Raw genomic sequence first — 25,158 nt, 5'->3', positions numbered from 1 at the left:
CCTGTAGGAGCTGCCGCAGGCTGCGATCTTTTGATCTTAATGCGCTCGTGTGGCTTATCATTAGCCCCCTAACGACGCCCACCCCAAGGTCCTCCCGGCATGCTGGCAATTTTCCTCGAAACCCTGAACATCACCGCGCCGGTGTTTGCCATGCTGTTTTTGGGGGTGCTGCTCAAGCGCATCGACTGGATCAACGACAACTTCATCCACACGGCGTCGGCACTGGTGTTCAACGTCACCATGCCGGCGTTGCTGTTTCTGGGCATCCTGCATGCTGACCTGCGCGCGGCATTGCAGCCGGCGCTGCTGATCTATTTCTCCGTGGCGACGCTGGTGTGTTTTGCCATTGCCTGGGGTTGGGCGATCTGGAAGTGCCCGCGGGAAGATCGCGGGATCTACACCCAGGGCGCCTTTCGCGGTAACAACGGGGTCATCGGCCTGGCGCTGGCGGCCAGCATGTACGGTGCTTACGGGATTTCTCTCGGGGCGATCCTCGCGGCACTGGTGATCCTGTTTTACAACACCCTCTCGACTATCGTGCTGGCGGTCTACAGTCCGGTGATCAAATCCGATCCTTGGAGCATCTGCAAAAGCGTGTTCAGCAATCCGCTGATCATCAGCGTGATTGCGGCTGCACCCTTCGCCTATTTCAAGATCGGCTTGCCCGGCTGGCTGGAGACCTCCGGCCAGTACCTGGCGCAAACCACGCTGCCGCTGGCGCTGATCTGCATCGGCGGCACGCTGTCCCTGGCGGCACTGCGCAAAAGCGGTAACATGGCGCTGAGTTCAAGCCTGGTGAAGATGATCGGCCTGCCGGTGCTGGCGACGCTGGGGGCATGGCTGTGGGGCTTTCGTGGGGCGGAACTGGGGATTCTGTTTCTGTACTTCGGTAGCCCGACCGCCGCTGCCAGTTTCGTCATGGCCCGGGCGGCGGATGGCAATCACGAACTGGCGGCGGCGATTATCGTGATCACTACGTTGATGGCGGCTGTCACCACCAACATCGGGATCTTCTTCTTGCAGTGGGGTGGCTGGATTTAGCGCCCCTGTTCATCGGCCAGGGTTTTGCACGCCGGTTCGATAACCGGAGGCGCCTGGGTCGGATAGTGCGTGGGCATGACCTGCACCGGGGTTGTCACGACGAAGCCATCGGCAAAGGTCGTTTCGACAAAGGTCGCTTTCCAGCCATTTTCCGGTGTGTCGATCTGCATGTCAGCGTTGAGCGGGTCTGTGAGCTTTACGTCTTCAGGCACGTACTGGACGCCACAGGGGTGACGAAAGTCCCGGGCGACCGGATTTATCGCCGTCCATTGAACGACTCGCACCGGTGCCTCGGAAAAGTGCAGCCCCATCCTTTGTGTTGAAACGTGCGGATTCGAGCGCATGGAAATGACCGGCAAAGGCTTGTCCTGTTGCCAGCGATTGATGACCGGTATCAGCGAGTTCTCGACGAACCGATTGATGCCGTAGTGGCTCGCATTGGGCGCGATTCGCAAGGCTTTCGGACCGGGTAGCTGATCGAAGAAAAACTGTGAATTGTCTGGCAGGAAAAAATCGTCGCTGCTGGCATTGACGATGTATTTCGGGATCGCCAGGCGATCGGCATAGCGGGTTTGCAAGTAGCTTAGAGGGTCTTCGATTTTCATCAGGTGTGCGAAGTTTTCAGTCTTGATTCGTTGGGTAATGCCCTCGTGATGGTAGTCAAAAAATGCCAGTGGCCAGTTCTTTCCGTAGGCCTGCCAGGTATGTTCAAGCACACTGTCCGTGCCCAGTACGTCGATCACAAACGGCACGATGGCCTTGATCCGCTCATCGGCAATCGCTGCCAGCCAGGTGGTCCAGCCACGTTTTGATGCGCCGCTGGCAATGAAACGGTCTATTCCCCAGGGTTGCAGCTCCTTTTGCGCGAGGTCCATGGCCTTGATCATCGACACCACCATGGGTAGGCGCACCGACATGTACGGGCGCTGGTACGGGTCATCGAGAAAGAGCTTCCAGCTGTGGGCGACGCTGGCATCTTCAGTGCGCGCAATGCCGTCGTCGGTATAGGTCAGGTACTGGTTCGGAACGTTGCTGACTGAAATGACAATCGTGCGTGTTTTACGCGCCACTTCAAGTGCCATGGCTTCGGTAAAGTCCGTCGGCTCGTCGGCGTTGTTTTGCCCTGCGTTAGGGGTTCCGTTATTGGCCACCAGCAGCGACTGGCCGCGCAGGGCATTGTCCGGGATGTAGATGTCCACGGTGTGTTTCCACTGTGCGGGGCTGACCAATCCTTGTGGCGACCATTGCTGGGAGGACAGGTCGAAACTGCGCTTTTCCACACCGGGAAATGGCGTGTTGCCTTTGGCGGTGTAAACCAGTGGATTGGCGTCTTCGGCTTTCGTGTAGCAGGCAAGCACTTCGCTGAAGTCTTGATTGCTGGCCTCGAAACACGCCTGGGCAGAGGCATGTATCGAGCTGCTGACGAGCAGGCTGGCCAACATCAATTTCGACAATACGAACCTGGAGTTCAATCGCATGAGAACCTTCCTTGTAATGCAGGGAGAGGTTCGAGTCCTGGTTGCAGCGATGCTGCGCCGACCATCCCCCCCTGGTGGATTTTTGTCGGCGCAGTGTGTCGAAAAGAGGTGTGGGCGAACAGGTTTGGCGGGGCGTCTTTTATTGTCGAAATATGTGGTTGAACCGTTCAACCACAAGCGTTACCGAGGGCGGCGAACCACTCTGGCGATGGTGATCACTTCGGCGTCTGATAGCTGTCGATCACTTCCTGCGCTGCCCGAAACGCATCGATCGCCGCTGGCACACCGGCATACACCGCGCAATGCAACAAGGCCTCGCGAATCTCATCCACAGTGCAGCCGTTGTTCAGCGCACCGCGTACGTGACCTTTCAATTCCTGCGGGCACTTCAGTGCGGTCAGGGCGGCGAGGGTGATCAGGCTGCGGGTTTTCAGCGGCAGACCTTCGCGATTCCACACCCCGCCCCAGGCGTGTTCATTGACGAAATCCTGTAGCGGCCGGGTGAACTCGGTGGCGTTGCCCAGTGCGCGGTCGACGAAGGCGTCGCCCATCACTTGGCGGCGGACTTCAACGCCGGGTTTTTTATTCTCGGTCATGGGACTTCCCTCTTATGGTGTTGGCGACGCCAGGCGCGTAGCGACGTGAACAGCAAAAACGCCACCAACGCCGGCAGGACGAAAAACAGCATCAAGTGTTCCAGCTTGCCGGCCAGTGGCATGCCGGTGGTGAACGACACCACGTGCAGTCCATAGGCCAGGTACAAACCCAGAAACAGCAGGCCTTCGGCGCGGGTCACCCGGTAGCCGGAGTAAAACACCGGCAGGCACAGCGCCGCGACGCCGAGCATCACCGGCAGGTCGAAATCCAGGGCGTTGGGCGACACCGACAGGGGCGACGGCGCCACCAGTGCGGTAAAGCCGAGCACGCCCAAGAGGTTGAACAGGTTGCTGCCAATCACGTTGCCCACGGCAATCTCGCGCTCGCCGCGCATTGCGGCGATCAACGAAGTGGCGAGCTCAGGCAGTGACGTGCTGACAGCGACGATGGTCAGGCCGATGATCCGCTCCGACAACCCCAAATCGGTGGCGACCGCAACCGCTGCACCCAGCAACAAGTGCCCGGCGTACACCAGCATCGCCAGTCCTGCGACGATCATCAGCAGGCTGCTCAACCATGGCGCTTGCGGGTGGTGGTCATGGCTCGATACCGGCCGTGCCGAGTGTCGCGACTGGCGCAGCAACAAGCCCAGGTAAATCGCCAGTGCCGCAAGCAATATCATGCCGTCGGCCCGGGTCAGTTCTTCATTCCAGGCGAGTACGAACACCAACAGGCTGGCGCCGATCATCAACGGAATATCCAGACGCACCAGTTGTCGGGAAACCCTCAACGGAATGATCAGCGCGGACAACCCGAGGGTGACGAGGATGTTGAAAATGCTGCTGCCGATCACGCTGCCGACCGCGATGTCGGCGTTGCGCGCCAGGGTGGCTTGCAGGCTGACCGCCATCTGCGGGGCGCTGCTGCCGAGGGCGACGATGGTCAGGCCGATGATCAGCGGGCGTATGTGCAACCTTGCGGCAATGCGTACTGCAGCGCGCACCATCAATTCGGCGCCGACAATCAGCAGGAGCAATCCGCTGAGCAATTCGATCACGCTGATCAGGGGTAAATCGGCTAATCCGAAAATGGTCGGGGCTCCATCGGTCAGTCGTCGAGGGCTTGTACGCGAACCCGTGCGGTGCCGCTTTTGAGCATACCCAGGCGCGCGGCGGCTTCGTGGGACAGGTCAATCAGGCGGCCACGGGTGTGCGGCCCGCGATCATTGATGCGCACCACGCAGGATTTGTCGTTATTCAGATTGGTCACCTTCACCCGTGTACCGAAGGGTAGCTGGCGATGGGCGGCGGTCATGGAATTCTTGTCGAAACGTTCGCCGTTGGCGGTGCGTTTGCCTTGGTGTTTGGCGCCGTAGTACGAAGCCACGCCGGTTTTGTCGTAGCCGTGGGGGTCGACAACATCGTTGCTGGCGCAGCCGGCGAGCAGCGAGAGCAGGGCGCAGGCGCCGAGTAGACGGTTCATTCGAAGGTTTCCCGAAACAAATTGTAGGAGCGAGCCTGCTCGCGATAGCGTTCTGACAGTCAACTTTGTATTGAGTGCCGGACTGCCATCGCGAGCAGGCTCGCTCCCACAGGGTCTGGAGCCAGGCTTAAAAACTGGCTCCATTCTCATCAGCCTTCGAGCTTGCTTTTGAGCAGTTCGTTGACCTGTTGCGGGTTGGCCTTGCCTTTGGAGGCTTTCATGGCCTGACCGACGAAGAAGCCGAACATCTTGCCGCGCTTGGCTTCGTCTGCCGCACGGTATTGCTCGACCTGCTCGGCGTTGGCCGCGAGCATTTCGTCCAGTACCGCCGAGATGGCGCCGGTGTCGGTCACTTGCTTGAGGCCGCGCTTGTCGATGATCTCGTCCGCGCTGCCTTCGCCGTTGGCCATTGCTTCGAACACCACCTTGGCGATCTTGCCGGAGATGGTGTTGTCCTTGATGCGCAACAGCATGCCACCCAGAAGCTCGGCGGAAACCGGCGACTCTTCGATGTCCAGGCCTTGCTTGTTGAGCAGGCTGCCCAACTCGACCATCACCCAGTTCGCCGCCAGTTTGGCGTCGCCGCCGATGCTCGCGACTTTTTCGAAGTAGTCGGCTTGCTCACGGCTGGTGGCCAGGACGCTGGCGTCGTAGACCGACAGACCGAATTGCTCCTGGAAGCGCTCGCGCTTCTGCGGTGGCAATTCCGGAAGGGTGGCGCGCACGTCGTCGAGGAACGAGTTCTCGATGACTACCGGCAGCAGGTCCGGATCGGGGAAGTAACGGTAGTCGTTGGCTTCCTCTTTGCTGCGCATCGGACGGGTTTCGTCCTTGTTCGGATCGTACAGGCGGGTCTGCTGGATCACTTTTCCGCCGTCTTCGATCAGCTCGATCTGACGCTGGATCTCGGAGTTGATCGCCTTCTCGATGAAACGGAACGAGTTGACGTTCTTGATCTCGCAGCGGGTGCCGAATTCGACCTGGCCTTTCGGACGGATCGACACGTTGCAGTCGCAACGCAGCGAGCCTTCGGCCATGTTGCCGTCGCAGATGCCCAGGTAGCGCACCAGCGCGTGGATCGCCTTGACGTAAGCCACGGCTTCCTTGGCACTGCGCATGTCCGGCTCGGAGACGATTTCCAGCAACGGCGTGCCGGCACGGTTCAGGTCGATGCCGCTGGCGCCGCTGAATTCTTCGTGCAGGCTCTTGCCGGCGTCTTCTTCCAGATGCGCGCGAGTGATGCCGACACGTTTGACCGTGCCGTCTTCGAGGGCGATGTCCAGGTGGCCCTTGCCGACGATCGGCAATTCCATCTGGCTGATCTGATAGCCCTTCGGCAGATCCGGGTAGAAATAGTTTTTACGGGCGAACACGTTGTGCTGGCCGATCTCGGCGTCAATCGCCAGACCGAACATCACCGCCATGCGCACCGCTTCCTGGTTCAGCACCGGCAATACGCCGGGCATGCCGAGGTCTACCAGGCTGGCCTGGGTGTTCGGCTCGGAACCGAAGGTGGTGGAGCTACCGGAAAAGATTTTCGACCGGGTGGTGAGCTGGGTATGAATCTCCAGCCCGATCACGACTTCCCATTGCATGTGTTTCTCCTCAGAAGCCGGTTGGGGTGCGGGTGTGCCAGTCAGTGTTTTGCTGATACTGATGGGCAACGTTCAACAGGCGACCTTCCTGGAAATACGGAGCGAGCAGTTGCACGCCGACCGGCAGGCCATCGACAAAACCTGCCGGCATGGACAAGCCCGGCAGACCGGCGAGGTTGGCGGTGATGGTGTAGACGTCTTCCAGGTAGGCAGCGACCGGGTCGCTGTTCTTGGCGCCGAGCTTCCAGGCCGGGTTCGGCGTGGTTGGGCCGAGGATGATGTCGACCTCATTGAAGGCTGCCATGAAGTCGTTCTTGATCAAGCGACGGATCTTCTGCGCCTTCAGGTAGTAGGCGTCGTAGTAACCGGCCGACAGCGCATAGGCGCCAACCATGATCCGGCGCTGAACTTCCGGCCCGAAGCCTTCGCCACGGGAACGCTTGTACAGGTCTTCCAGGTTTTTCGGGTCTTCGCAACGATAGCCGAAACGTACGCCGTCGAAACGCGACAGGTTGGAGGACGCTTCCGCCGGGGCGATCACGTAGTACGCAGGAATCGCGTGCTGCATGTTCGGCAGGCTGATTTCCTTGACCACCGCGCCGAGCTTTTTCAATTCTTCAACGCTGGCCATGACCAGATCGGCGATGCGGGGGTCGAGACCGGCGCTGAAGTATTCCTTCGGCACGCCGATGCGCAGGCCTTGCAGCGAACCGTTGAGGCCGGCGCTGTAATCAGGCACGGGTTCGTCGATGCTGGTGGAGTCTTGCGGGTCGAAACCGGCCATGCCTTGCAGCAGGATCGCACAGTCTTCGGCGGTGCGGGCCAATGGGCCGCCCTGATCGAGGCTGGACGCGTAGGCAATCATGCCCCAGCGCGAAACGCGACCGTAGGTCGGTTTCAGGCCGGTGAGGTTGGTCAGGGCCGCAGGCTGACGGATCGAACCGCCTGTGTCGGTGCCGGTGGCTGCTGGCAACAGACGAGCAGCTACCGCCGCCGCCGAACCGCCAGACGAGCCGCCCGGCACGTGTTCCAGGTTCCACGGGTTTTTCACCGCGCCGTAGTAGCTCGACTCGTTGGCCGACCCCATGGCGAATTCGTCCATGTTGGTCTTGCCCAGGGTCACGGCCCCGGCCGCAGCCAGCTTGGCGACGACGGTGGCGTCGTACGGTGCCTTGAAGTTGTCGAGCATCTTCGAGCCGCAGCTGGTGCGAATGCCCTGGGTGCAGAACAGGTCTTTGTGGGCGATCGGCGCGCCGAGCAGGGCGCCGCTCTCACCATTGGCCCGACGAGCGTCAGCGGCTTTCGCCTGCGTCAGCGCCAGGTCCTCGGTGAGGCTGATGAAACTGTTGAGCTGCGGATCGAGCTGGGCGATGCGCGCCAGCAGGACTTTGGTCAGCTCTTCGGAGGAAAACTTTTTATCGGCGAGTCCGCGGGCGATCTCGGCCAGAGTCAATTGATGCATTGCAGGCTCTTTCCCTTTAGTCGATGACTTTCGGAACCAGGTACAGGCCGTTTTCGACCGCTGGTGCGATGGACTGGTAGGCCTCGCGGTGATTGGTCTCGGTCACGACGTCTGCACGCAGGCGCTGGCTGGCTTCCAGTGGGTGGGCCAGCGGTTCGATACCGTCGGTATTGACCGCTTGCATTTCGTCGACCAGCCCGAGAATGCTGTTCAGGGCCGAAGTGATGTGTGGAAGATCGGCATCATTGAGGCCAAGGCAGGCCAAATGAGCGATTTTTTCCACGTCGGAGCGTTCAAGCGCCATGGGATTCTCCAGTGGAAAACAGAACGGACGGCGTCCGTGTGTTAGATTGTCGGAACACTACCGCATTTCTACGGTCTCAAGGCCGCGATTGTGGGGCTTGGTGCACAGAAAAGCGGCCAATTTAACATATTGGCGCCTTGCCCAAAATCCCTGTCGTTGTTAGAGTTTGCCGCACTTTTTTACCCACGCGTTGCCTAGGGTCCCTTTCCCATGTTCAAGAAACTGCGTGGCATGTTTTCCAGCGATCTTTCCATTGACCTGGGCACTGCCAACACCCTTATTTACGTGCGCGAGCGCGGTATCGTCCTGAATGAGCCCTCCGTTGTGGCCATTCGGACACACGGTAACCAGAAAAGTGTCGTTGCTGTCGGCACCGAAGCCAAGCGCATGCTCGGCCGTACGCCGGGCAACATTGCTGCCATTCGTCCGATGAAGGACGGTGTGATCGCCGACTTCAGCGTTTGCGAAAAAATGCTGCAGTACTTCATCAACAAGGTTCACGAAAACAGCTTCCTGCAGCCTAGCCCTCGCGTGTTGATCTGCGTTCCGTGCAAATCCACCCAGGTTGAGCGTCGTGCCATCCGTGAATCGGCCCTTGGCGCCGGTGCCCGTGAAGTGTTCCTGATCGAAGAGCCAATGGCCGCTGCGATCGGTGCCGGCCTGCCGGTTGAAGAAGCTCGCGGTTCGATGGTCGTGGATATCGGTGGCGGTACCACCGAAATCGCGCTGATCTCCCTGAACGGTGTGGTTTACGCCGAATCCGTGCGTGTTGGCGGCGACCGCTTCGACGAAGCGATCATCACCTATGTGCGTCGCAACTACGGCAGCCTGATCGGCGAATCCACCGCCGAGCGCATCAAACAGGAAATCGGTACGGCCTACCCGGGCGGCGAAGTTCGCGAAGTCGATGTTCGTGGCCGTAACCTGGCCGAAGGCGTTCCGCGCGCATTCACCCTGAACTCCAACGAAGTGCTGGAAGCTCTGCAAGAGTCCCTGGCCACTATCGTTCAGGCCGTGAAAAGCGCCCTGGAGCAATCGCCTCCGGAACTGGCTTCCGACATCGCCGAGCGTGGCCTGGTACTGACCGGTGGTGGCGCCTTGCTGCGTGACCTGGACAAATTGCTGGCCCAGGAAACCGGTCTGCCGGTGATCGTTGCCGAAGACCCGCTGACCTGCGTTGCTCGCGGCGGTGGCCGTGCATTGGAAATGATGGATAAACACACCATGGACCTGCTTTCCAGCGAATAAGTCGCCGGATTGCCTCTATGCTGTTGAGCGCGCAGGCGGCACTTTGCAGTGCTGCCTGTTCGCGTTTATCTTCTGTCACTTTGCATCCTGGCCGGATTGCTGCCGTATGAATAAACAGAACATTTGCCTGGGAGGAGCGGCTTATTAAACCGCTTTTCACCAAGGGCCCTTCACTGGGCGTGCGCCTGTTGGTGCTTGTCGTGCTATCGGTCGCGCTGATGGTGGTCGATGCCCGTTTCAGTCTGCTCAAGCCTGCACGCAGCCAGATGTCGCTGGTGCTGATGGACGCCTACTGGATCACTGACCTGCCTGGACGACTGTGGGAAGGTATCGCCAGTCAGTTTGGCAGCCGGACCGAACTCGTCGCCGAAAACGAAAAACTCAAAAGCGAAAACCTGCTGTTGCAGGGGCGCATGCAGAAGCTTGCCTCCCTGACCGAGCAGAACGTTCGGCTGCGCGAGTTGCTCAACTCTTCGGCACTGGTCAACGAGAAGGTCGAAGTGGCCGAGTTGATCGGTATGGACCCCAACCCGTTCACCCATCGCATCATCATCAATAAAGGTGAGCGCGACGGCGTGGTCCTCGGTCAGCCGGTACTCGATGCCCGTGGCCTGATGGGCCAGGTGGTCGAGTTGATGCCCTACACCTCCCGCGTCTTGCTGCTGACCGATACCACCCACAGCATCCCGGTGCAGGTGAACCGCAACGGGTTGCGGGCGATTGCCAGCGGCACCGGCAACCCGGAACGTCTCGAATTGCGGCATGTGGCCGATACCGCCGACATCAAGGAAGGCGATTTGCTGGTCAGCTCCGGCCTCGGTCAGCGTTTCCCAGCAGGTTATCCAGTGGCGACGGTCAAGGAAGTGATTCACGATTCCGGCCAGCCGTTTGCCATTGTCCGCGCCATTCCGACCGCCGCCTTGAACCGTAGCCGTTACCTGCTGCTGGTGTTCAGCGACAACCGTACGGCTGAAGAGCGCGCCAACGATGCCGCCCAGGCTCAGGAAAGCCTGGATGCACAGGGTGGTGGCCCGATCATTCCGGCGACAGTTCCGAAACTGGTCAACCCTGTAGCCCCCGCTGCACCGGTAGCTCCTGCTACGGTGGCGCCCGCGGCCACTGCGCCAGTCAAGCCAGCCACCACGCCAGCCACCACGCCAGCCAAACCTGCGGCCACGCATCCTGCGGCGGCTAAACCGCCGGCGGCGCAACCCGCTGCCGCGAAACCTGCCGCCAAACCGCCAGTCTCCGTGCCGGCCACTCCAGTGGGGAGAGAATAATGGGCGGTGTAAAAGCATCCCGAAACGGCTGGATAGTCTGGCTGACATTTGCCGTCGGTCTGCTGCTGAGCGTTTCACCTCTGCCGCAATTCATGGAAATCCTGCGCCCGCTGTGGCTGGCCTTGTTGCTGGCATTCTGGGCGTTGAACCTGCCGCAGACCGTCGGGATGGTGACGGCGTTTTGCCTGGGGCTGGCTGAAGACGTGCTCTACGGTACCTTGCTGGGTCAGAATGCCTTGATCCTGACGCTCATCACCTACCTGGTACTGGCGCTGCAGCAACGTCTGCGGATGTTCCCGATGTGGCAGCAGAGCCTGGTGATCCTGGTGATCTTCGGCCTCGCCCAGCTTGTACAACTATGGCTCAGTGCCTTGACCGGCAATCGTCAACCGACGCTGGCGCTGGTACTGCCGGCACTGGTCAGTGCATTGCTCTGGCCCTGGATCAGTTTCGGTTTGCGCGGATTGCGTCGACGCTACAAAATCAATTAATTCGCTCAGGCATTGGACAGGGAGAGGTCTTGATGAAACGGTTGTACCTCGCCTCTGGCTCGCCGCGTCGGCGTGAATTGCTCACGCAGATCGGCGTTCCGTTCTCCGCCGTCAGTGCGGACATCGATGAAACCCCTGTACTCAAAGAATCCCCATCGGCCTATGTCGAGCGTCTGGCGCGCGGCAAGGCCGAAGCCGGGTGCGGCGGCGTCGTGTCTGAAGAACCGTTCTGCGTGCTCGGCGCCGATACCGCCGTGGTGCTCGATGGAAAAATTCTCGGCAAACCGGTTGATGAAGCGGATGCGTGCGCCATGCTGATGATGTTGTCAGGGTGTGAGCATGAGGTCCTGACCGCGATTGCAGTGCTCGATGGCGAACGTTGCGAGTCCCGGGTTGTCACCAGTCGGGTGCGATTTCGTGCTATCAGTCGCGATGAAGCCGCGGCCTACTGGGCCAGCGGCGAACCGCGGGACAAGGCGGGCGGTTATGGCATTCAAGGACTGGGTGCGGTGTTTGTCGCCGGGCTCAATGGAAGTTATTCAGCGGTGGTCGGACTACCGCTTTGCGAAACCGCGGAACTGCTCGGCCATTTCGGCATACCCTGTTGGCAACCCCGGAACGCGCTTTAAGCGTCGTCCTGAACAGATGCGGCCATTATCGTGAACATGCCTGAACGAGACCCTGCCATGAGTGAAGAGATCCTGATCAACATCACGCCGATGGAGTCGCGCGTGGCGGTGGTCGAAAACGGTGTCCTGCAAGAGGTCCACGTCGAGCGTACGCAAAAGCGCGGGATCGTCGGCAACATCTATAAAGGCAAAGTCGTGCGGGTATTGCCGGGGATGCAGGCGGCATTCGTCGATATCGGCCTGGATCGTGCCGCATTCATTCATGCGTCGGAAATTTCCCTGCGCGAAGGTCCGGCGGTCGAGAGCATCAGTGCACTGGTGCACGAAGGCCAGAGCCTGGTGGTGCAAGTGACCAAGGACCCGATCGGTTCCAAGGGCGCACGCCTGACCACTCAGCTGTCGATCCCTTCGCGTTACCTGGTGTACATGCCACGCACGGCCCATGTCGGCATTTCCCTGAAGATCGAAGACGAGGCCGAGCGCGAGCGACTCAAGCAAGTGGTCACTGATTGCGTGGCCAAGGAAGGGATCAAGGAAGCCGGCGGTTTCATTCTGCGCACGGCAGCCGAAGGCGCCGGCGCCGATGAAATCCTCATGGACATCCGCTACCTGCGAAGGCTTTGGGACCAGATCAGCGCCCAGATCAAAACCATCAGCGCGCCCAGCGTGATCTACGAAGACCTCGGTCTGGCGCTGCGTACCCTGCGTGATCTGGTGAGCCCGAAAATCGAGAAGATCCGCATCGACTCCCGGGAAACCTTCCAGAAAACCACGCAATTCGTCGCCGAATTGATGCCCGAGATTGCCGACCGTCTGGAGCATTACCCGGGCGAGCGGCCGATTTTTGACCTGTATGGCGTCGAAGACGAAATCCAGAAGGCTCTCGAGCGCAAGGTCCCGCTCAAGTCCGGCGGTTATCTGGTGGTCGACCCGGCTGAAGCCATGAGCACCATCGACGTCAACACCGGGGCGTTCGTCGGCCATCGCAACCTCGAAGAAACCATCTTCAAGACCAACCTCGAAGCCGCGACAGCCATCGCTCGTCAATTGCGCCTGCGTAACCTCGGCGGAATCATCATCATCGACTTCATCGACATGGAAGATGAAGAACACCAGCGCCAGGTGTTGCGCACGCTCGAAAAGCAACTGGAGCGCGATCACGCCAAAACCAACATCATCGGTATCACCGAACTGGGCCTGGTGCAGATGACCCGCAAGCGCACCCGCGAAAGCCTTGAACAAGTGTTGTGCGAGCCGTGCAACGCCTGTCAGGGGCGCGGCAAGCTCAAAACCCCGGAAACCGTTTGCTACGAAATCTTCCGCGAAATCCTGCGTGAAGCACGCGCCTATCAGGCGGAAGGCTATCGTGTATTGGCAAACCAGAAAGTGGTGGACCGCCTGCTCGACGAAGAGTCGGGCAACGTCGCCGAACTGGAGGGGTTTATCGGGCGCACCATCCGCTTTCAGGTCGAAACCATGTATTCCCAGGAACAATACGACGTGGTGCTGCTCTGAAGCGTATCGTTTTGATTGTTCGAGAATGGCTGGCCTCAGCTTTTTGCAAAACTTTTGCCATGGGGGCCACCTGACATGGACCGTCTGACACGCATTTTGGCCGCACTGACCCGCTGGGGTCTGGGCCTGTGCGCGTTGGTTTTGGTGTTGATGGCGCTCTACGTCAGCCTGGGCCGGGAGCTGACGCCGTTAGTCGCCGAGTACCGTGCCGACATCGAAACCAAAGCCAGCGATGCCTTGGGCATGCCGTTGCAGATCGGCGAGCTCGAAGGCAACTGGAGTGGATTCGCCCCCATACTGATGGCGCACGACGTGACGGTCGGCGAGGGCGTCAATGCCTTGCACCTGGATCAGGTGCGCGCGGTGCCGGACCTTTGGGCCAGCCTGCTGGCACGTCAGGTACGCATCGCTCATCTGGAGCTCAGCGGCCTGAAGATCAGCGTCAAGGAGGGTAACGACGGTCAATGGGCGCTGGAAGGTTTGCCGGTACAGCAGGACCAGCCAACCGATCCGGAACAGCTGCTCAATCGCATGCAGATGATCCAGCAACTGTCGGTGCTCGACAGCCAGGTGACCTTGCAGCCGTTTGCGCAGTCGCCGCTGACCCTGACTTATGTCGGCCTGAATCTGAAAACCGGGGCGTCGCGGCAGCGACTCGACGCCCGCCTGACCCTGCCCGACGGGCAGCCGGTGACCATGAGTCTGCGCACCCGCATTCGAGCCAGTCAATGGCAGGACGGTGAAGCCGAGGTCTATCTAAGCCTGCCGCAAAGCGACTGGTCTAAATGGTTGCCCGAGCGAGTGACCCAAGAGTGGAGTTTCTCTGAGATCAAAGCCGGCGGCGAGCTTTGGCTGACCTGGGGCAAAGGTGCCCTGCAAAGTGCTGCGGTCCGTTTGAATGCACCACAACTCAAGGGTGCCTACGCCGAGCGCAAGCAGATCCAGATCAACAATCTGGCCCTGAACGGCTACTTCCAGCGCAGTGCCGAAGGCGCGTCAGTGACTTTCGATTCCCTGGCGATGAACCTTGGCGAGACCCGCTGGGAAACGCATTTGCAACTCAAGCAAAACGCGGCCACTGATAAAACCGAAGAGCTCTGGCGCCTGCAAGCCGACCGGGTCGATCTCACTCCGCTGACCCCGCTGCTCAACGCGCTGGCGCCGTTGCCAGAAGGTCTTGCCACGGTCGTCGAGCGGCTCAAAGTTACGGGCAGCCTGCGTAACGTGCTGGTCGACCTCCGCCCCAATGCCACAGACGACAGCAAGTTCGGCTTTGCCGCCAACCTCGACCAGGTAGGCTTCGATGCCTATCACGGTGCGCCGGCGGCGCGAAATGTCAGCGGCAGCATCAGTGGTGACCTGGGGCGCGGCGAATTGCGTATGGACAGCAAGGATTTCATGCTGCATCTGGACCCGATTTTCGCCAAGCCATGGCAGTACATTCAGGCCAATGCGCGGCTGACCTGGAAACTCGATAAAGAAGGTTTCACCCTGATCGCGCCGTACCTGAAGGTGCTGGGCGAGGAAGGCAAGATCGCCGGCGACTTCCTGATTCGCCTGCACTTCGATCACACCCAGGAAGACTACATGGACCTGCGGGTCGGCATGGTGGATGGTGACGGTCGCTACACCGCCAAGTACTTGCCGGCAGTCCTCAGCCCGGCGCTGGATGAATGGCTGCGCACGGCGATTCTCAAGGGCGCGGTGGACCAAGGCTTCTTCCAGTATCAAGGGTCGCTCAGCCATGGTGCCGCGGACGTCGATCGCAGCATCAGCCTGTTCTTCAAGGTTCACGATGCCGAACTGGCCTTCCAGCCGGGCTGGCCCCATGTCAGCAAGGTCAGCGGCGATGTGTTTGTCGAAGACAGCGGCGTGCGGATTCTGGCCAGCAAGGGCCAGTTGCTCGACACGCAGGTCAGCGATATCTACGTCAACATTCCCCATGTGCCTGCCGGGCAGAACGTTCATTTGTTCCTCGATGGCGGGTTTACCGGCGGTTTGGGCGATGGCCTGAAAATCCTCCAGGACGCGCCGATCGGTACCGGGGCAACCTTTGCCGGGTGGGAAGGCGAGGGTGATCTGCAAGGCAACTTGAAGCTGGATATTCCGCTGGCGAAAGGCGAGGAGCCGAAGATCCTCGTCGATTTCAAGACCGCCAAGGCACGCTTGAAACTGGCTGAACCTGTGCTGGAGCTGACCCAACTCAAAGGTGATTTCCGTTTCGACAGTGCCAAAGGCCTGAGCGGGCAGAACATCGGCGCACGGGCGTTCGACAAGCCGGTCACCGCACAGATTTTTGCCGACGGCAGCCCGGGTAAGCTTAATACCCGGGTGACCGCGTCGGGCCAGGTCGAGGTCAGGAAACTGACCGACTGGCTGAAGGTGACCCAGCCTCTGCCGGTGAGTGGCGTGATCCCTTATCAACTGCAACTGACCCTGAATGGCGCCGACAGCCAATTGCTGGTCAATTCCAATCTCAAGGGCGTGGCCGTCGATTTGCCTGCGCCGTTCGGCATGGCTGCCGATGCCGGGCGCGACACGACGTTCCGTATGACCTTGCAGGGTGACGAACGGCGCTATTGGGTCAACTACGCGGACCTGGCGAGTTTCACGTTTGCCGCCCCGGCCAGCAATTTCGCCGACGGTCGCGGGGAATTGTTCCTCGGTGGCGGCGAGGCCGTGTTGCCTGGCACCAAAGGCCTGCGGATAAAGGGTGTGTTGTCGGAGCTGGACGTTGGCCCGTGGAAGGATCTGGTGGATAAATACGCCGGACAGGACCCCGGCGGCAGCGCGAAGCAATTGCTCAGCGGCGCGGATTTCAAGGTGGACAAGCTCAGCGGTATCGGCACCACGCTCGACCAGGCCTCGATTCAGCTGGCGCGCAAGCCTTCCGCCTGGGCGCTGCAACTCGACAGCCAGCAAATCAAGGGCAGCGCGAACCTTCCTGATTCGAAGGCCACGCCGATCATGATCAATCTGCAAACCGTGCGTCTGCCGGCACCGGACCCGGCCGTGCTGGCCGATGAAAACTCGCCGGATCCGTTGGCGTCGGTGGACCCGACGAAAATCCCCGCGATGGACATCACCATCAATCAGTTATTCCAGGGCCAGGATCTGGTGGGGGGCTGGTCGCTGAAGATTCGTCCTACGCCCAAGGGCATCGTGTTCAACTCGCTGGACCTGGGCCTCAAGGGCATGCTGTTGGTGGGCAGCGGTGGCTGGGAAGGCGCGCCTGGCGCCAGCAACAGCTGGTACAAGGGACGCATCAGCGGCAAGAACCTCGCCGATGTACTCAAGGGCTGGGGGTTTGCGCCAAGCGTCACCAGCCGGGACTTTTATATGGATGTCGATGGCCGCTGGCCCGGATCGCCGGCCTGGGTGGCGACCAAACGATTCTCCGGCTCGCTCGATGCGACGCTCAATCAGGGCCAGTTCGTCGAGGTCGAAGGCAGTGCCCAGGCGCTGCGGGTATTTGGTTTGCTCAACTTCAACTCCATCGGCCGGCGCCTGCGCCTGGACTTCTCCGACCTGTTCGGCAAAGGTCTGAGTTATGACCGGGTCAAGGGGCTGCTGGTTGGGACCAATGGGGTGTATGTCACCCGTGAGCCGATCCGGCTGACGGGCCCTTCGAGCACCATCGAACTCGACGGCACCCTGAACATGGTGGCCGATCAGATCGATGCGAAACTGATGGTGACCTTGCCGGTGACCAATAACCTTCCGATTGCCGCACTGATCGTCGGTGCACCCGCGGTCGGCGGAGCGCTATTCCTGATCGACAAGCTGATCGGTGACCGCGTCTCCCGTTTCGCCAGTGTGAAGTACACGGTCCAAGGGCCGTGGAAAGAACCGAAAATCACCTTCGACAAGGCTTTTTGAAAAGCCATCCTTCGGACCTATGGAGTAGCATGGCCGTAACTCCCCTGTAGGAGCTGCCGCAGGCTGCGATCTTTTGATCTTGTTTTTCAGAAGCAAAATCAAAAGATCGCAGCCTGCGGCGGCTCCTACGGTTATGCGTTGATTTCAATCAAGGAAAGGGCCATGTCTGTAGCGGTGATTCAAATGGTCAGCCAGAGCGATGTGCTGGCTAATCTGGCCCAGGCCCGTCGACTGCTCGAGCAAGCGGCCGCCGGTGGCGCGAAGCTCGCGGTATTGCCGGAAAACTTCGCCGCCATGGGCCGGCGCGACGTTGCCGACATCGGGCGCGCCGAAGCCTTGGGCGAAGGCCCGATCCTGCCCTGGTTGAAACAGACCGCACGCGACCTCAAGTTATGGATTGTGGCCGGCACGTTGCCGTTGCCGCCGGTGGATCAGCCGACGGCGAAAGCCCATGCCTGTTCATTGCTGGTCGATGACCAGGGCGATACGGTGGCACGCTACGACAAGCTGCACCTGTTCGATGTGGACGTGGCGGACAATCGTGGCCGTTATCGTGAATCCGATGACTATGCTTATGGCAACGGAGTGGTTGTGGCGGACACACCGGTCGGCCGGGTTGGCCTGACGGTCTGCTATGACCTGCGCTTTCCCGAGTTATACAGCGAATTGCGCGCGGCCGGCGCGGAACTGATTACCGCCCCTTCGGCCTTCACCGCGGTGACCGGCGCGGCGCATTGGGATGTGCTGATACGTGCGCGAGCCATCGAGACGCAATGTTATGTGCTCGCCGCGGCCCAGGGCGGGACGCATCCGGGGCCGCGGGAAACCTTTGGCCATGCCGCCATCATCGACCCATGGGGCCGGGTACTGGCGCAACAGGATCAAGGCGAGGCCGTGCTGCTGGCCGAACGCGACAGCAATGAACAGGCGTCCATCCGGGCGCGGATGCCGGTGTCCAGTCACCGGCGATTTTTCTCGCAGGGCGCCCAGCGACCTGCATCAGAACGACGAATTTAAGGCGTAAAGCATATGAGCGAGTTGTTGTCCTCAGTCAGTGAACACCTGCTGGCGCCCGGTGGCGTCACGATCGAGAGCCTGCAAGGCGTGCTCGGCGACTTGGCCGGGCCAGGCATCGATGCCGCCGACCTGTATTTCCAGGGGCAGATCTCCGAGTCCTGGGCGCTGGAAGACGGCATCGTCAAGGAAGGCAGCTTCAACCTTGACCAGGGTGTCGGCGTGCGCGCGCAATCGGGTGAAAAAACCGGTTTTGCCTACAGCAATGCCATTACTCTTGAAGCCCTGGGCGCGGCGGCGCGTGCCGCCCGTTCGATTTCCCGGGCCGGGCAGCACGGCACCGTACAGGCGTTCACCAGCCAGGACGTCGCGCAGTTGTATGCGCCGGACAATCCCCTGGAAGTGCTGACCCGTGCCGAGAAAGTCGATTTGCTCAAGCGAGTCGACGCCGCGACCCGCGCCCTCGACCCACGCATCCAGCAAGTCACCGTGAGCATGGCCGGTGTCTGGGAGCGGATTCTGGTGGCTTCCACCGATGGCGGTCTGGCGGCGGATGTGCGGCCGTTGGTGCGCTTCAACGTCAGCGTGATCGTCGAGCAGAACGGTCGCCGCGAGCGCGGCGGTCATGGCGGTGGCGGACGGACCGATTACCGTTATTTTCTTGGCGAAGACCGCGCCATGGGCTATGCCCGTGAAGCGTTGCGTCAGGCACTGGTCAACCTTGAAGCCATCCCGGCACCGGCCGGTACCTTGCCGGTGGTGCTCGGTTCCGGCTGGTCGGGTGTGCTGCTGCATGAAGCCGTCGGTCATGGCCTGGAAGGCGACTTCAACCGCAAGGGCAGCTCGGCTTATAGCGGGCGCATGGGCGAGATGGTCGCATCGAAGCTGTGCACCATTGTCGATGACGGCACCCTGGCCGGTCGCCGCGGCTCGTTGAGCGTCGACGACGAAGGCACGCCGACCGAGTGCACCACGCTGATCGAAAACGGCGTACTCAAAGGCTACATGCAGGACAAGCTCAACGCGCGCCTGATGGGCGTGGCGCGTACCGGTAACGGCCGTCGCGAATCCTACGCGCACCTGCCGATGCCGCGCATGACCAACACCTACATGCTCGCCGGCGAAAGCGACCCGGCGGAAATCATCGCCTCGGTGAAGCGCGGCATCTACTGCGCCAACCTGGGTGGTGGTCAGGTGGACATCACCAGCGGCAAGTTCGTGTTCTCCACCAGCGAGGCGTACCTGATCGAGGACGGCAAGATCACCGCTCCGGTCAAGGGCGCGACTCTGATCGGCAACGGGCCGGAAGCCATGAGCAAGGTGTCGATGGTCGGTAATGACCTGTCGCTGGACAGCGGTGTGGGCACGTGTGGCAAGGATGGGCAATCGGTGCCGGTGGGTGTCGGCCAGCCAACGCTGAAGATTGATGCGATCACCGTGGGTGGCACGGGCGCATAAGGATAGGGACATCTCCTGTAGGAGCTGCCGAAGGCTGCGATCTTTGCCTTTTTTAATGATCAAAAGATCGCAGCCTTCGGCAGCTCCTACAAGAGCTTCGGAGAATTAACGCAGACCGCGTTGAGTCTCGTCCAGCTCACGGATGTACTTGAAGATTTTACGGCTGGAAGCAGGAGGCTTGTTTTGCGCAACCTCATGCTGGGCCTGACGGATCAGGGAACGCAATTGCTGGCGGTCCGCGTCCGGGTAGTCGACGACGAATTTCTCCAGAACGGCATCGTCGCCGGCGATCAGACGATCGCGCCAGCGCTCCAGGTTATGGAAGCGTTCGTTGTATTGACGGGTGGAGGCATCGAGTTGATCGAGCAGAACCAGAATGGCGGCAGTGTCCTGATCGCGCATCAGTTTGCCGATGAACTGAAGGTGCCGTTTACGCGCGATGTTCGCGGTGTGCTTGGGCGCATCGGCCAGAGCCCGACGCATTCCGTCGGTCAAGGGCAGTTTTGCCAGCAAGTCAGGCTTGAGTGTTGTAAGGCGCTCGCCAAGGTCAACCAGAGCATGCAGCTCGCGTTTAACCTGGGATTTGCTTTTTTCTCCCGTATCGAGGGAGTCGTCGTAAGAATCAACCATGGTGGCCGTCCGCAAAGAAACGCCGCCATGATAACCAGTCGGGGGCCGCTTGTCCGGCCCGGTCGCTCGATGACCGTTACCGAAAGCAGAATTTGAGTGGAGAACAGCATGAGTGCAGTTGAAAGCGTCGGCCCACAAGCGTTGCCGGCACTGCAGGAACAAGTCGAGCAGATCATCGCTGAAGCCAGGCGCCAGGGCGCCAGCGCCTGTGAAGTGGCGGTGTCACTGGAGCAGGGCTTGTCGACCACGGTGCGTCAGCGTGAAGTCGAAACGGTAGAATTCAACCGCGATCAGGGTTTTGGCATCACCTTGTACGTCGGTCAGCGCAAAGGCTCGGCCAGCACATCGGCCAGTGGTCCGGAAGCGATTCGCGAAACCGTCGCCGCGGCACTGGCCATCGCCAAACACACTTCGGAAGACGAAGCCTCGGGCCTGGCGGATGCCGCGCTGATGGCGCGGGATATTCAGGATTTCGACCTGTTCCACCAATGGGACATCACTCCGGAACAAGCCATCGAACAGGCCTTGGCCTGTGAAGCCGCGGCGTTTGCTGCCGACAGCCGGATCAAGAACGCTGACGGCACCACTCTCAGTACCCATCAGGGTTGCCGCGTTTATGGCAACAGCCACGGGTTTATCGGTGGTTACGCATCGACTCGTCACAGCTTGAGCTGCGTGATGATCGCCGAAGCGGACGGCCAGATGCAGCGCGATTACTGGTACGACGTGAACCGCCAGGGCAATCTGCTGGCCGATCCGGTCAGCATCGGCCAGCGTGCCGCGCAACGGGCGGCGAGCCGTCTGGGAGCGCGTCCGGTGCCGACTTGTGAGGTGCCGGTGCTGTTTTCCGCAGAGTTGGCCGGGGGCCTGTTTGGCAGTTTCCTGTCGGCGATTTCCGGCGGCAGCCTGTATCGCAAGTCTTCGTTCCTTGAGGGCACTCTCGGCCAGAAGCTGTTTCCGGAGTGGCTGACCATCGACGAACGTCCGCACTTGATGCGAGCCTTGGGCAGCGCGGCGTTCGATGGCGATGGCCTGGCAACCTACGCCAAACCGTTCGTCGAAAAAGGCGAGTTGGTGTCGTACATCCTCGGTACCTACTCCGGCCGCAAGCTCGGCATGCCAAGTACGGCCAACGCCGGCGGCGTGCACAACCTGTTCGTCACCCATGGTGATGAAGACCAGGCGGCCTTGCTGCGGCGCATGGGACGCGGACTGTTGGTCACCGAGTTGATGGGCCAGGGGCTGAACATGGTCACCGGCGATTATTCCCGGGGCGCAGCGGGTTACTGGGTCGAGAACGGCGAAATCCAGTTCGCGGTCCAGGAAGTGACCATCGCCGGCAACATGCGCGATATGTTCAAACAGATCGTTGCCGTGGGTAACGACCTGGAACTGCGCAGCAACATTCGCACTGGTTCGGTGTTGATCGAGCGGATGACGGTGGCGGGCAGCTAAGCTCAGACCGTTGCATAAAAAAGGCGCGCCACCCAATGGGTGGCGCGCCTTTCTTTTGATGTTTATTCGCCTTCGTCGAAGTAGTTATTGATCAAGGCTACCAGCGCGTCCATCGCTTCCTTTTCCTGCTCGCCTTCCGTGCTCAGATGGATTTTGGTGCCCTTACCGGCAGCGAGCATCATCATGGCCATGATGCTTTTACCATCTACTGTGGATTCAGGTGTGCGTCCTACCCTGATCGTGCAGTCCTTGAACTGGCCGGCGACCCCGACGAATTTTGCAGAAGCACGGGCATGCAGGCCCAGCTTGTTGATGATTTCGATTTCCAGAGCAGGCATCGCGATGTGAATCCTTTAGCTGAGGTCGCGGTGGCGAACCTGGACGTTCTTCAGGGTTTTTTGCAGCGCCTGCCCCAGACGCTCGGTCAGGTAGACGGAGCGGTGATGTCCGCCAGTGCAGCCAATGGCAATGGTGACATAGGCGCGGTTGCTGGCGGCAAAACGAGGCAGCCACTTTAGCAGGTATGTGGAAATGTCCTGGAACATCTCTTCGACATCCGGCTGTGCCGCCAGGTATTCGGCAACCGGTTGATCGAGCCCGGACTGCTCGCGCAATTCCGGTTTCCAGTAAGGGTTGGGCAGGCAACGCACATCGAACACCAGGTCGGCGTCCACCGGCATGCCACGCTTGAACCCGAAGGATTCCACCAGGAACGCAGTGCCCGGCTCGGGCTGATTCAACAGACGCAGTTTGATGGCGTCGCGCAGCTGGTACAGGTTCAGGCTGGTGGTGTTGATCTTGAGATCGGCGAGGTCGGCAATCGGCCCGAGCAGGTCGCTCTCGACGCTGATGGCTTCGGCCAGCGAGCGGTTGGCGTTGGTCAGGGGGTGACGACGGCGGGTTTCCGAGAAGCGCTTGAGCAAGGTTTCTTCGTCGGCATCCAGGTACAGCACATCGCACTGGATGTGGCGGTTGCGGACTTCTTCGAGCAGATCGGGGAAGCGTGACAGGTGGCTGGGCAGGTTGCGCGCATCAATGGAAACGGCGACCAGCGGCTGTAGCAGCTCGGTATGAATCAAGGCTCGTTCGGCCAGTTCCGGCAGCAGACCGGCAGGCAGGTTGTCGATGCAGTAGTAGCCGTTGTCCTCAAGAACGTCGAGGGCGGTACTTTTACCTGAGCCGGAACGGCCACTGACGATGATCAAGCGCATGATTACTGACCGTTTTGCTCGTCCAGGACAACCTGATACAGGGCTTCGTTGCTTGCAGCATTACGCAGTTTTTCGCGAACTTCCTTGCGGTCGAGCATGCTGGCGATTTGTCGCAGCAGCTCAAGGTGCGCATCGGTGGCGGCTTCCGGGACCAGCAATACGAACAGCAAGTCAACCGGCGCGCCGTCGATGGCGTCGAAGTCGATAGGGGCGTCCAGGTGCATCAATGCACTGATGGGTGAAACACAGCCCTTGAGACGGCAGTGTGGAATAGCGATGCCGTTGCCAAAACCGGTGGAGCCGAGTTTTTCACGGGCAATCAGTGCCTCGAAGACATCTTGCATCTCCAGGGCCGGCACTTCGCGGGCGATCAGATTGGCAATTTGCTCGAGGGCTTTCTTTTTACTGCCGCCCGGCACGTTCACCAGGGAACGGCCGGGGGTCAGGATACTTTCAAGTCGGATCATGGGTTGGGAGTGTTAACGACCGGTTGCACCCTGGAGGAGGCTCTGGGTCTTTTCCTTATGCTTTTTGAGTTGTTTATCCAGCTTGTCGGTGAGTGCGTCGATCGCGGCGTACATATCGGTATGTTCCGCGTTGGCGACCACTTCATTCCCGGGAATATGCAGCGTGGCTTCGATTTTCTGCTTCAGTTTTTCGACGGTCATCGTGACCTGCACATTAGTGATCTTGTCGAAATGTCGCTCCAATCGTTCGAGTTTTTCGCCGATGTAGGTGCGAAGAGGTTCGGTCACTTCCAGTTGGTGTCCACTGATGTTGACTTGCATACAGCTTCTCCTTCGTTGCCAGTGCATAAAGCGGCAGGCAGAAATGCCTGCCACTGGAACGCTGTGGCGTGGCTCTACATCAACCGCTTGCGTTCGCTCGAAGGCGCGATCCCGAGGGATTCGCGGTACTTGGCGACGGTGCGGCGAGCCACCTGAATGCCTTGTGCCTCCAGTAAACCAGCGATCTTGCTGTCACTCAATGGCTTTTTCTGATTTTCCGCGGCAACCAGTTTTTTGATGATCGCGCGGATCGCCGTGGACGAGCATTCGCCGCCTTCGGAGGTGCTGACGTGACTGGAGAAAAAGTACTTCAGTTCATAAATGCCCCGGGGGGTGTGCATGAACTTCTGGGTGGTCACCCGTGAAATCGTCGACTCATGCATGCCGACCGCTTCGGCGATGTCATGCAGGACCAACGGCTTCATGGCTTCGTCGCCATATTCGAGGAAACCACGCTGATGCTCGACGATCTGGGTGGCAACCTTCATAAGGGTTTCATTGCGGCTTTGCAGGCTCTTGATGAACCAGCGGGCCTCCTGCAACTGATTGCGCATGAACGTGTTGTCGGCGCTGGTGTCGGCGCGGCGCACGAAACCGGCGTACTGGGCGTTGACCCGCAGCCGTGGCACCGACTCCTGATTCAGCTCCACCAGCCAGCGCTCGTTGTCCTTGCGCACGATAACGTCAGGAACGACATACTCGGCTTCGGTGGACTCGATCTGCGAACCCGGGCGCGGGTTGAGGCTCTGGACCAGCTCGATGACCTGGCGTAGTTCATCTTCCTTGAGCTTCATGCGGCGCATCAGTTGGCTATAGTCGCGGCTGCCAAGCAAGTCGATGTAATCGGTGACCAGGCGCTTGGCCTCAGCCAGCCAAGGGGTCTTGGCGGGTAGCTGGCGCAATTGCAGCAGCAGGCATTCGCCCAGGTTGCGGGCGCCGATGCCGGCGGGCTCGAATTGCTGGATGCGATGCAGGACCGCTTCGATTTCGTCCAGTTCGATGTCCAGTTCCGGATCGAAGGCGTCGAGGATTTCCTCGAGGGTTTCGTCCAGGTAGCCCTGATTGTTGATGCAGTCGATCAGGGTCACGGCGATCAGGCGATCGGTGTCGGACATCGGGGCCAGGTTCAGTTGCCACAGCAAGTGGCTTTGCAAGCTTTCGCCGGCCGAGGTACGGGTGGTGAAGTCCCACTCGTCGTCGTCATTGCTGGGCAGGCTGCTGGCGCTGGTCTGGTAAACGTCTTCCCACGCGGTGTCGACGGGGAGTTCGTTGGGGATGCGCTCGTTCCAGTCACCCTCATCGAGGTTATCAACCGTCGGGGCGGTTTCCTGGTAGGAGGGTTCCTGGATGTCGGTGTTGGGCTTCTGTTCGGCGTTGTCGGCCAAGGGGTCGGTGTTATCGAAGTCGTCGCCTTCTTCCTGGCGTTCGAGCATCGGATTGGACTCCAGGGCCTCCTGGATTTCCTGTTGCAGGTCCAGGGTCGACAATTGGAGCAGGCGGATAGCCTGTTGCAGCTGCGGTGTCATCGTCAGCTGCTGGCCCATTCTCAAGACTAGCGATGGTTTCATGGCAGGGGCTTAACACCTTATTCGCCGGCGCAC

General features: G+C 60.2%; 23 protein-coding genes. 10 read left to right on the top strand and 13 right to left on the bottom strand.

All coding sequences use genetic code 11. The annotated features are described in order from the left end of the window. Positions 1-99 precede the first annotated feature (99 nt). A complete protein-coding gene (locus tag AC1DKH_RS09265) occupies positions 100-1,041 on the top strand; it encodes an AEC family transporter (RefSeq protein ID WP_477798004.1) in 942 nt (313 codons plus the stop codon). On the opposite strand, the gene AC1DKH_RS09260 is transcribed toward AC1DKH_RS09265, so the two are convergent. The 7 genes from AC1DKH_RS09260 to gatC all read right to left on the bottom strand — a co-directional run bounded on the left by AC1DKH_RS09260 (position 1,038) and on the right by gatC (position 7,959). Further along, positions 1,038-2,519 (bottom strand): PhoPQ-activated pathogenicity-related family protein, encoded by a 1,482-nt coding sequence (locus AC1DKH_RS09260; protein WP_477798003.1) that lies wholly within the window; start codon positions 2,517-2,519, stop codon positions 1,038-1,040. The two genes, AC1DKH_RS09265 and AC1DKH_RS09260, sit on opposite strands and share 4 nt — an antisense overlap. A 215-nt stretch (positions 2,520-2,734) precedes the next feature. Then, positions 2,735-3,115, bottom strand: a complete 381-nt coding sequence (locus tag AC1DKH_RS09255) for a carboxymuconolactone decarboxylase family protein (RefSeq protein ID WP_477798002.1) — start codon at positions 3,113-3,115, stop codon at positions 2,735-2,737. Then, a complete protein-coding gene (locus tag AC1DKH_RS09250; RefSeq protein ID WP_477753404.1) occupies positions 3,112-4,173 on the bottom strand; it encodes a calcium/sodium antiporter in 1,062 nt (353 codons plus the stop codon). Before AC1DKH_RS09250 ends, AC1DKH_RS09255 begins: the two co-directional genes overlap by 4 nt. A 50-nt stretch (positions 4,174-4,223) precedes the next feature. After that, positions 4,224-4,598: a septal ring lytic transglycosylase RlpA family protein gene (locus AC1DKH_RS09245; RefSeq protein WP_477798001.1), complete on the bottom strand. Its 375-nt coding sequence runs from the start codon at positions 4,596-4,598 to the stop codon at positions 4,224-4,226. Between the two features lie 149 nt (positions 4,599-4,747). After that, a complete protein-coding gene (gatB, locus tag AC1DKH_RS09240) occupies positions 4,748-6,193 on the bottom strand; it encodes an Asp-tRNA(Asn)/Glu-tRNA(Gln) amidotransferase subunit GatB (RefSeq protein WP_347910607.1) in 1,446 nt (481 codons plus the stop codon). Positions 6,194-6,203: 10 nt separating this feature from the next. Then, positions 6,204-7,655, bottom strand: a complete 1,452-nt coding sequence (gene gatA, locus AC1DKH_RS09235) for an Asp-tRNA(Asn)/Glu-tRNA(Gln) amidotransferase subunit GatA (protein ID WP_477753405.1) — start codon at positions 7,653-7,655, stop codon at positions 6,204-6,206. A 16-nt stretch (positions 7,656-7,671) separates the two neighbouring features. Further along, entirely contained in the window at positions 7,672-7,959 is a 288-nt protein-coding gene (gatC, locus tag AC1DKH_RS09230; protein WP_007901429.1) for an Asp-tRNA(Asn)/Glu-tRNA(Gln) amidotransferase subunit GatC, read from the bottom strand. 210 nt (positions 7,960-8,169) lie between these two features. Here gatC and mreB point away from each other — a divergent pair, with 210 nt between their 5' ends. The 8 genes from mreB (at position 8,170) to tldD (ending at position 19,473) form a co-directional block, all read left to right on the top strand. Then, positions 8,170-9,207: a rod shape-determining protein MreB gene (mreB, locus tag AC1DKH_RS09225; RefSeq protein WP_002555108.1), complete on the top strand. Its 1,038-nt coding sequence runs from the start codon at positions 8,170-8,172 to the stop codon at positions 9,205-9,207. Between the two features lie 143 nt (positions 9,208-9,350). Further along, on the top strand, positions 9,351-10,487 hold the full coding sequence (gene mreC, locus AC1DKH_RS09220) for a rod shape-determining protein MreC (protein WP_477798050.1): 1,137 nt from the start codon (positions 9,351-9,353) through the stop codon (positions 10,485-10,487). Continuing rightward, positions 10,487-10,978: a rod shape-determining protein MreD gene (gene mreD / locus AC1DKH_RS09215; protein WP_007970244.1), complete on the top strand. Its 492-nt coding sequence runs from the start codon at positions 10,487-10,489 to the stop codon at positions 10,976-10,978. Before mreC ends, mreD begins: the two co-directional genes overlap by 1 nt. A 32-nt stretch (positions 10,979-11,010) precedes the next feature. Next, positions 11,011-11,607, top strand: a complete 597-nt coding sequence (locus AC1DKH_RS09210; protein WP_477753406.1) for a Maf family protein — start codon at positions 11,011-11,013, stop codon at positions 11,605-11,607. Positions 11,608-11,664: 57 nt separating this feature from the next. Then, positions 11,665-13,122 (top strand): ribonuclease G, encoded by a 1,458-nt coding sequence (gene rng / locus AC1DKH_RS09205; RefSeq protein ID WP_007970246.1) that lies wholly within the window; start codon positions 11,665-11,667, stop codon positions 13,120-13,122. Positions 13,123-13,197: 75 nt separating this feature from the next. Then, positions 13,198-17,001: a YhdP family protein gene (locus AC1DKH_RS09200; RefSeq protein ID WP_477798000.1), complete on the top strand. Its 3,804-nt coding sequence runs from the start codon at positions 13,198-13,200 to the stop codon at positions 16,999-17,001. Positions 17,002-17,163: 162 nt separating this feature from the next. Next, a complete protein-coding gene (locus tag AC1DKH_RS09195; RefSeq protein ID WP_477753408.1) occupies positions 17,164-18,018 on the top strand; it encodes a carbon-nitrogen hydrolase family protein in 855 nt (284 codons plus the stop codon). A gap of 12 nt (positions 18,019-18,030) precedes the next feature. Further along, complete coding sequence (gene tldD / locus AC1DKH_RS09190; RefSeq protein ID WP_218429285.1) at positions 18,031-19,473, top strand: metalloprotease TldD; 1,443 nt, start codon at positions 18,031-18,033, stop codon at positions 19,471-19,473. A 105-nt stretch (positions 19,474-19,578) separates the two neighbouring features. On the opposite strand, the gene yjgA is transcribed toward tldD, so the two are convergent. Then, on the bottom strand, positions 19,579-20,103 hold the full coding sequence (gene yjgA, locus AC1DKH_RS09185; protein WP_056728351.1) for a ribosome biogenesis factor YjgA: 525 nt from the start codon (positions 20,101-20,103) through the stop codon (positions 19,579-19,581). Between the two features lie 108 nt (positions 20,104-20,211). Here yjgA and pmbA point away from each other — a divergent pair, with 108 nt between their 5' ends. After that, entirely contained in the window at positions 20,212-21,558 is a 1,347-nt protein-coding gene (gene pmbA, locus AC1DKH_RS09180; RefSeq protein ID WP_008018721.1) for a metalloprotease PmbA, read from the top strand. Positions 21,559-21,620: 62 nt separating this feature from the next. Here the strand turns inward: pmbA and AC1DKH_RS09175 are convergent, their stop codons facing one another. The 5 genes from AC1DKH_RS09175 to AC1DKH_RS09155 all read right to left on the bottom strand — a co-directional run bounded on the left by AC1DKH_RS09175 (position 21,621) and on the right by AC1DKH_RS09155 (position 25,125). Continuing rightward, positions 21,621-21,896, bottom strand: coding sequence for an HPr family phosphocarrier protein (locus AC1DKH_RS09175; RefSeq protein WP_008046141.1), 276 nt, complete (start codon positions 21,894-21,896; stop codon positions 21,621-21,623). Between the two features lie 15 nt (positions 21,897-21,911). After that, positions 21,912-22,769 (bottom strand): RNase adapter RapZ, encoded by an 858-nt coding sequence (gene rapZ / locus AC1DKH_RS09170; protein ID WP_477797999.1) that lies wholly within the window; start codon positions 22,767-22,769, stop codon positions 21,912-21,914. Between the two features lie 2 nt (positions 22,770-22,771). Then, on the bottom strand, positions 22,772-23,236 hold the full coding sequence (ptsN, locus tag AC1DKH_RS09165) for a PTS IIA-like nitrogen regulatory protein PtsN (protein ID WP_150718657.1): 465 nt from the start codon (positions 23,234-23,236) through the stop codon (positions 22,772-22,774). Between the two features lie 12 nt (positions 23,237-23,248). Beyond that, entirely contained in the window at positions 23,249-23,557 is a 309-nt protein-coding gene (gene hpf / locus AC1DKH_RS09160) for a ribosome hibernation-promoting factor, HPF/YfiA family (RefSeq protein WP_007941242.1), read from the bottom strand. A 74-nt stretch (positions 23,558-23,631) separates the two neighbouring features. Further along, positions 23,632-25,125, bottom strand: a complete 1,494-nt coding sequence (locus tag AC1DKH_RS09155) for an RNA polymerase factor sigma-54 (protein WP_477753411.1) — start codon at positions 25,123-25,125, stop codon at positions 23,632-23,634. Positions 25,126-25,158 lie beyond the last annotated feature (33 nt).

Source organism: Pseudomonas sp. 05L36 (assembly GCF_056398125.1).
Note: the sequence above shows the minus strand (reverse complement) of the source record. Positions and strands in the feature narration are given on the sequence as shown.

What these genes read in the sequence shown, in the direction of transcription:
- AC1DKH_RS09200 (WP_477798000.1), top strand. Translation starts at nt 13,198, where the DNA reads ATGGACCGTCTGACACGCATTTTGGCCGCACTGACCCGCTGGGGTCTG.
- gatA (WP_477753405.1), bottom strand. Translation starts at nt 7,655, where the DNA reads ATGCATCAATTGACTCTGGCCGAGATCGCCCGCGGACTCGCCGATAAA.
- mreD (WP_007970244.1), top strand. Translation starts at nt 10,487, where the DNA reads ATGGGCGGTGTAAAAGCATCCCGAAACGGCTGGATAGTCTGGCTGACA.
- rapZ (WP_477797999.1), bottom strand. Translation starts at nt 22,769, where the DNA reads ATGCGCTTGATCATCGTCAGTGGCCGTTCCGGCTCAGGTAAAAGTACC.
- AC1DKH_RS09255 (WP_477798002.1), bottom strand. Translation starts at nt 3,115, where the DNA reads ATGACCGAGAATAAAAAACCCGGCGTTGAAGTCCGCCGCCAAGTGATG.
- AC1DKH_RS09245 (WP_477798001.1), bottom strand. Translation starts at nt 4,598, where the DNA reads ATGAACCGTCTACTCGGCGCCTGCGCCCTGCTCTCGCTGCTCGCCGGC.
- mreB (WP_002555108.1), top strand. Translation starts at nt 8,170, where the DNA reads ATGTTCAAGAAACTGCGTGGCATGTTTTCCAGCGATCTTTCCATTGAC.
- ptsN (WP_150718657.1), bottom strand. Translation starts at nt 23,236, where the DNA reads ATGATCCGACTTGAAAGTATCCTGACCCCCGGCCGTTCCCTGGTGAAC.
- gatC (WP_007901429.1), bottom strand. Translation starts at nt 7,959, where the DNA reads ATGGCGCTTGAACGCTCCGACGTGGAAAAAATCGCTCATTTGGCCTGC.
- AC1DKH_RS09195 (WP_477753408.1), top strand. Translation starts at nt 17,164, where the DNA reads ATGTCTGTAGCGGTGATTCAAATGGTCAGCCAGAGCGATGTGCTGGCT.
- rng (WP_007970246.1), top strand. Translation starts at nt 11,665, where the DNA reads ATGAGTGAAGAGATCCTGATCAACATCACGCCGATGGAGTCGCGCGTG.
- AC1DKH_RS09175 (WP_008046141.1), bottom strand. Translation starts at nt 21,896, where the DNA reads ATGCCTGCTCTGGAAATCGAAATCATCAACAAGCTGGGCCTGCATGCC.
- pmbA (WP_008018721.1), top strand. Translation starts at nt 20,212, where the DNA reads ATGAGTGCAGTTGAAAGCGTCGGCCCACAAGCGTTGCCGGCACTGCAG.
- AC1DKH_RS09260 (WP_477798003.1), bottom strand. Translation starts at nt 2,519, where the DNA reads ATGCGATTGAACTCCAGGTTCGTATTGTCGAAATTGATGTTGGCCAGC.
- tldD (WP_218429285.1), top strand. Translation starts at nt 18,031, where the DNA reads ATGAGCGAGTTGTTGTCCTCAGTCAGTGAACACCTGCTGGCGCCCGGT.
- gatB (WP_347910607.1), bottom strand. Translation starts at nt 6,193, where the DNA reads ATGCAATGGGAAGTCGTGATCGGGCTGGAGATTCATACCCAGCTCACC.
- hpf (WP_007941242.1), bottom strand. Translation starts at nt 23,557, where the DNA reads ATGCAAGTCAACATCAGTGGACACCAACTGGAAGTGACCGAACCTCTT.
- AC1DKH_RS09210 (WP_477753406.1), top strand. Translation starts at nt 11,011, where the DNA reads ATGAAACGGTTGTACCTCGCCTCTGGCTCGCCGCGTCGGCGTGAATTG.
- yjgA (WP_056728351.1), bottom strand. Translation starts at nt 20,103, where the DNA reads ATGGTTGATTCTTACGACGACTCCCTCGATACGGGAGAAAAAAGCAAA.
- AC1DKH_RS09155 (WP_477753411.1), bottom strand. Translation starts at nt 25,125, where the DNA reads ATGAAACCATCGCTAGTCTTGAGAATGGGCCAGCAGCTGACGATGACA.
- AC1DKH_RS09265 (WP_477798004.1), top strand. Translation starts at nt 100, where the DNA reads ATGCTGGCAATTTTCCTCGAAACCCTGAACATCACCGCGCCGGTGTTT.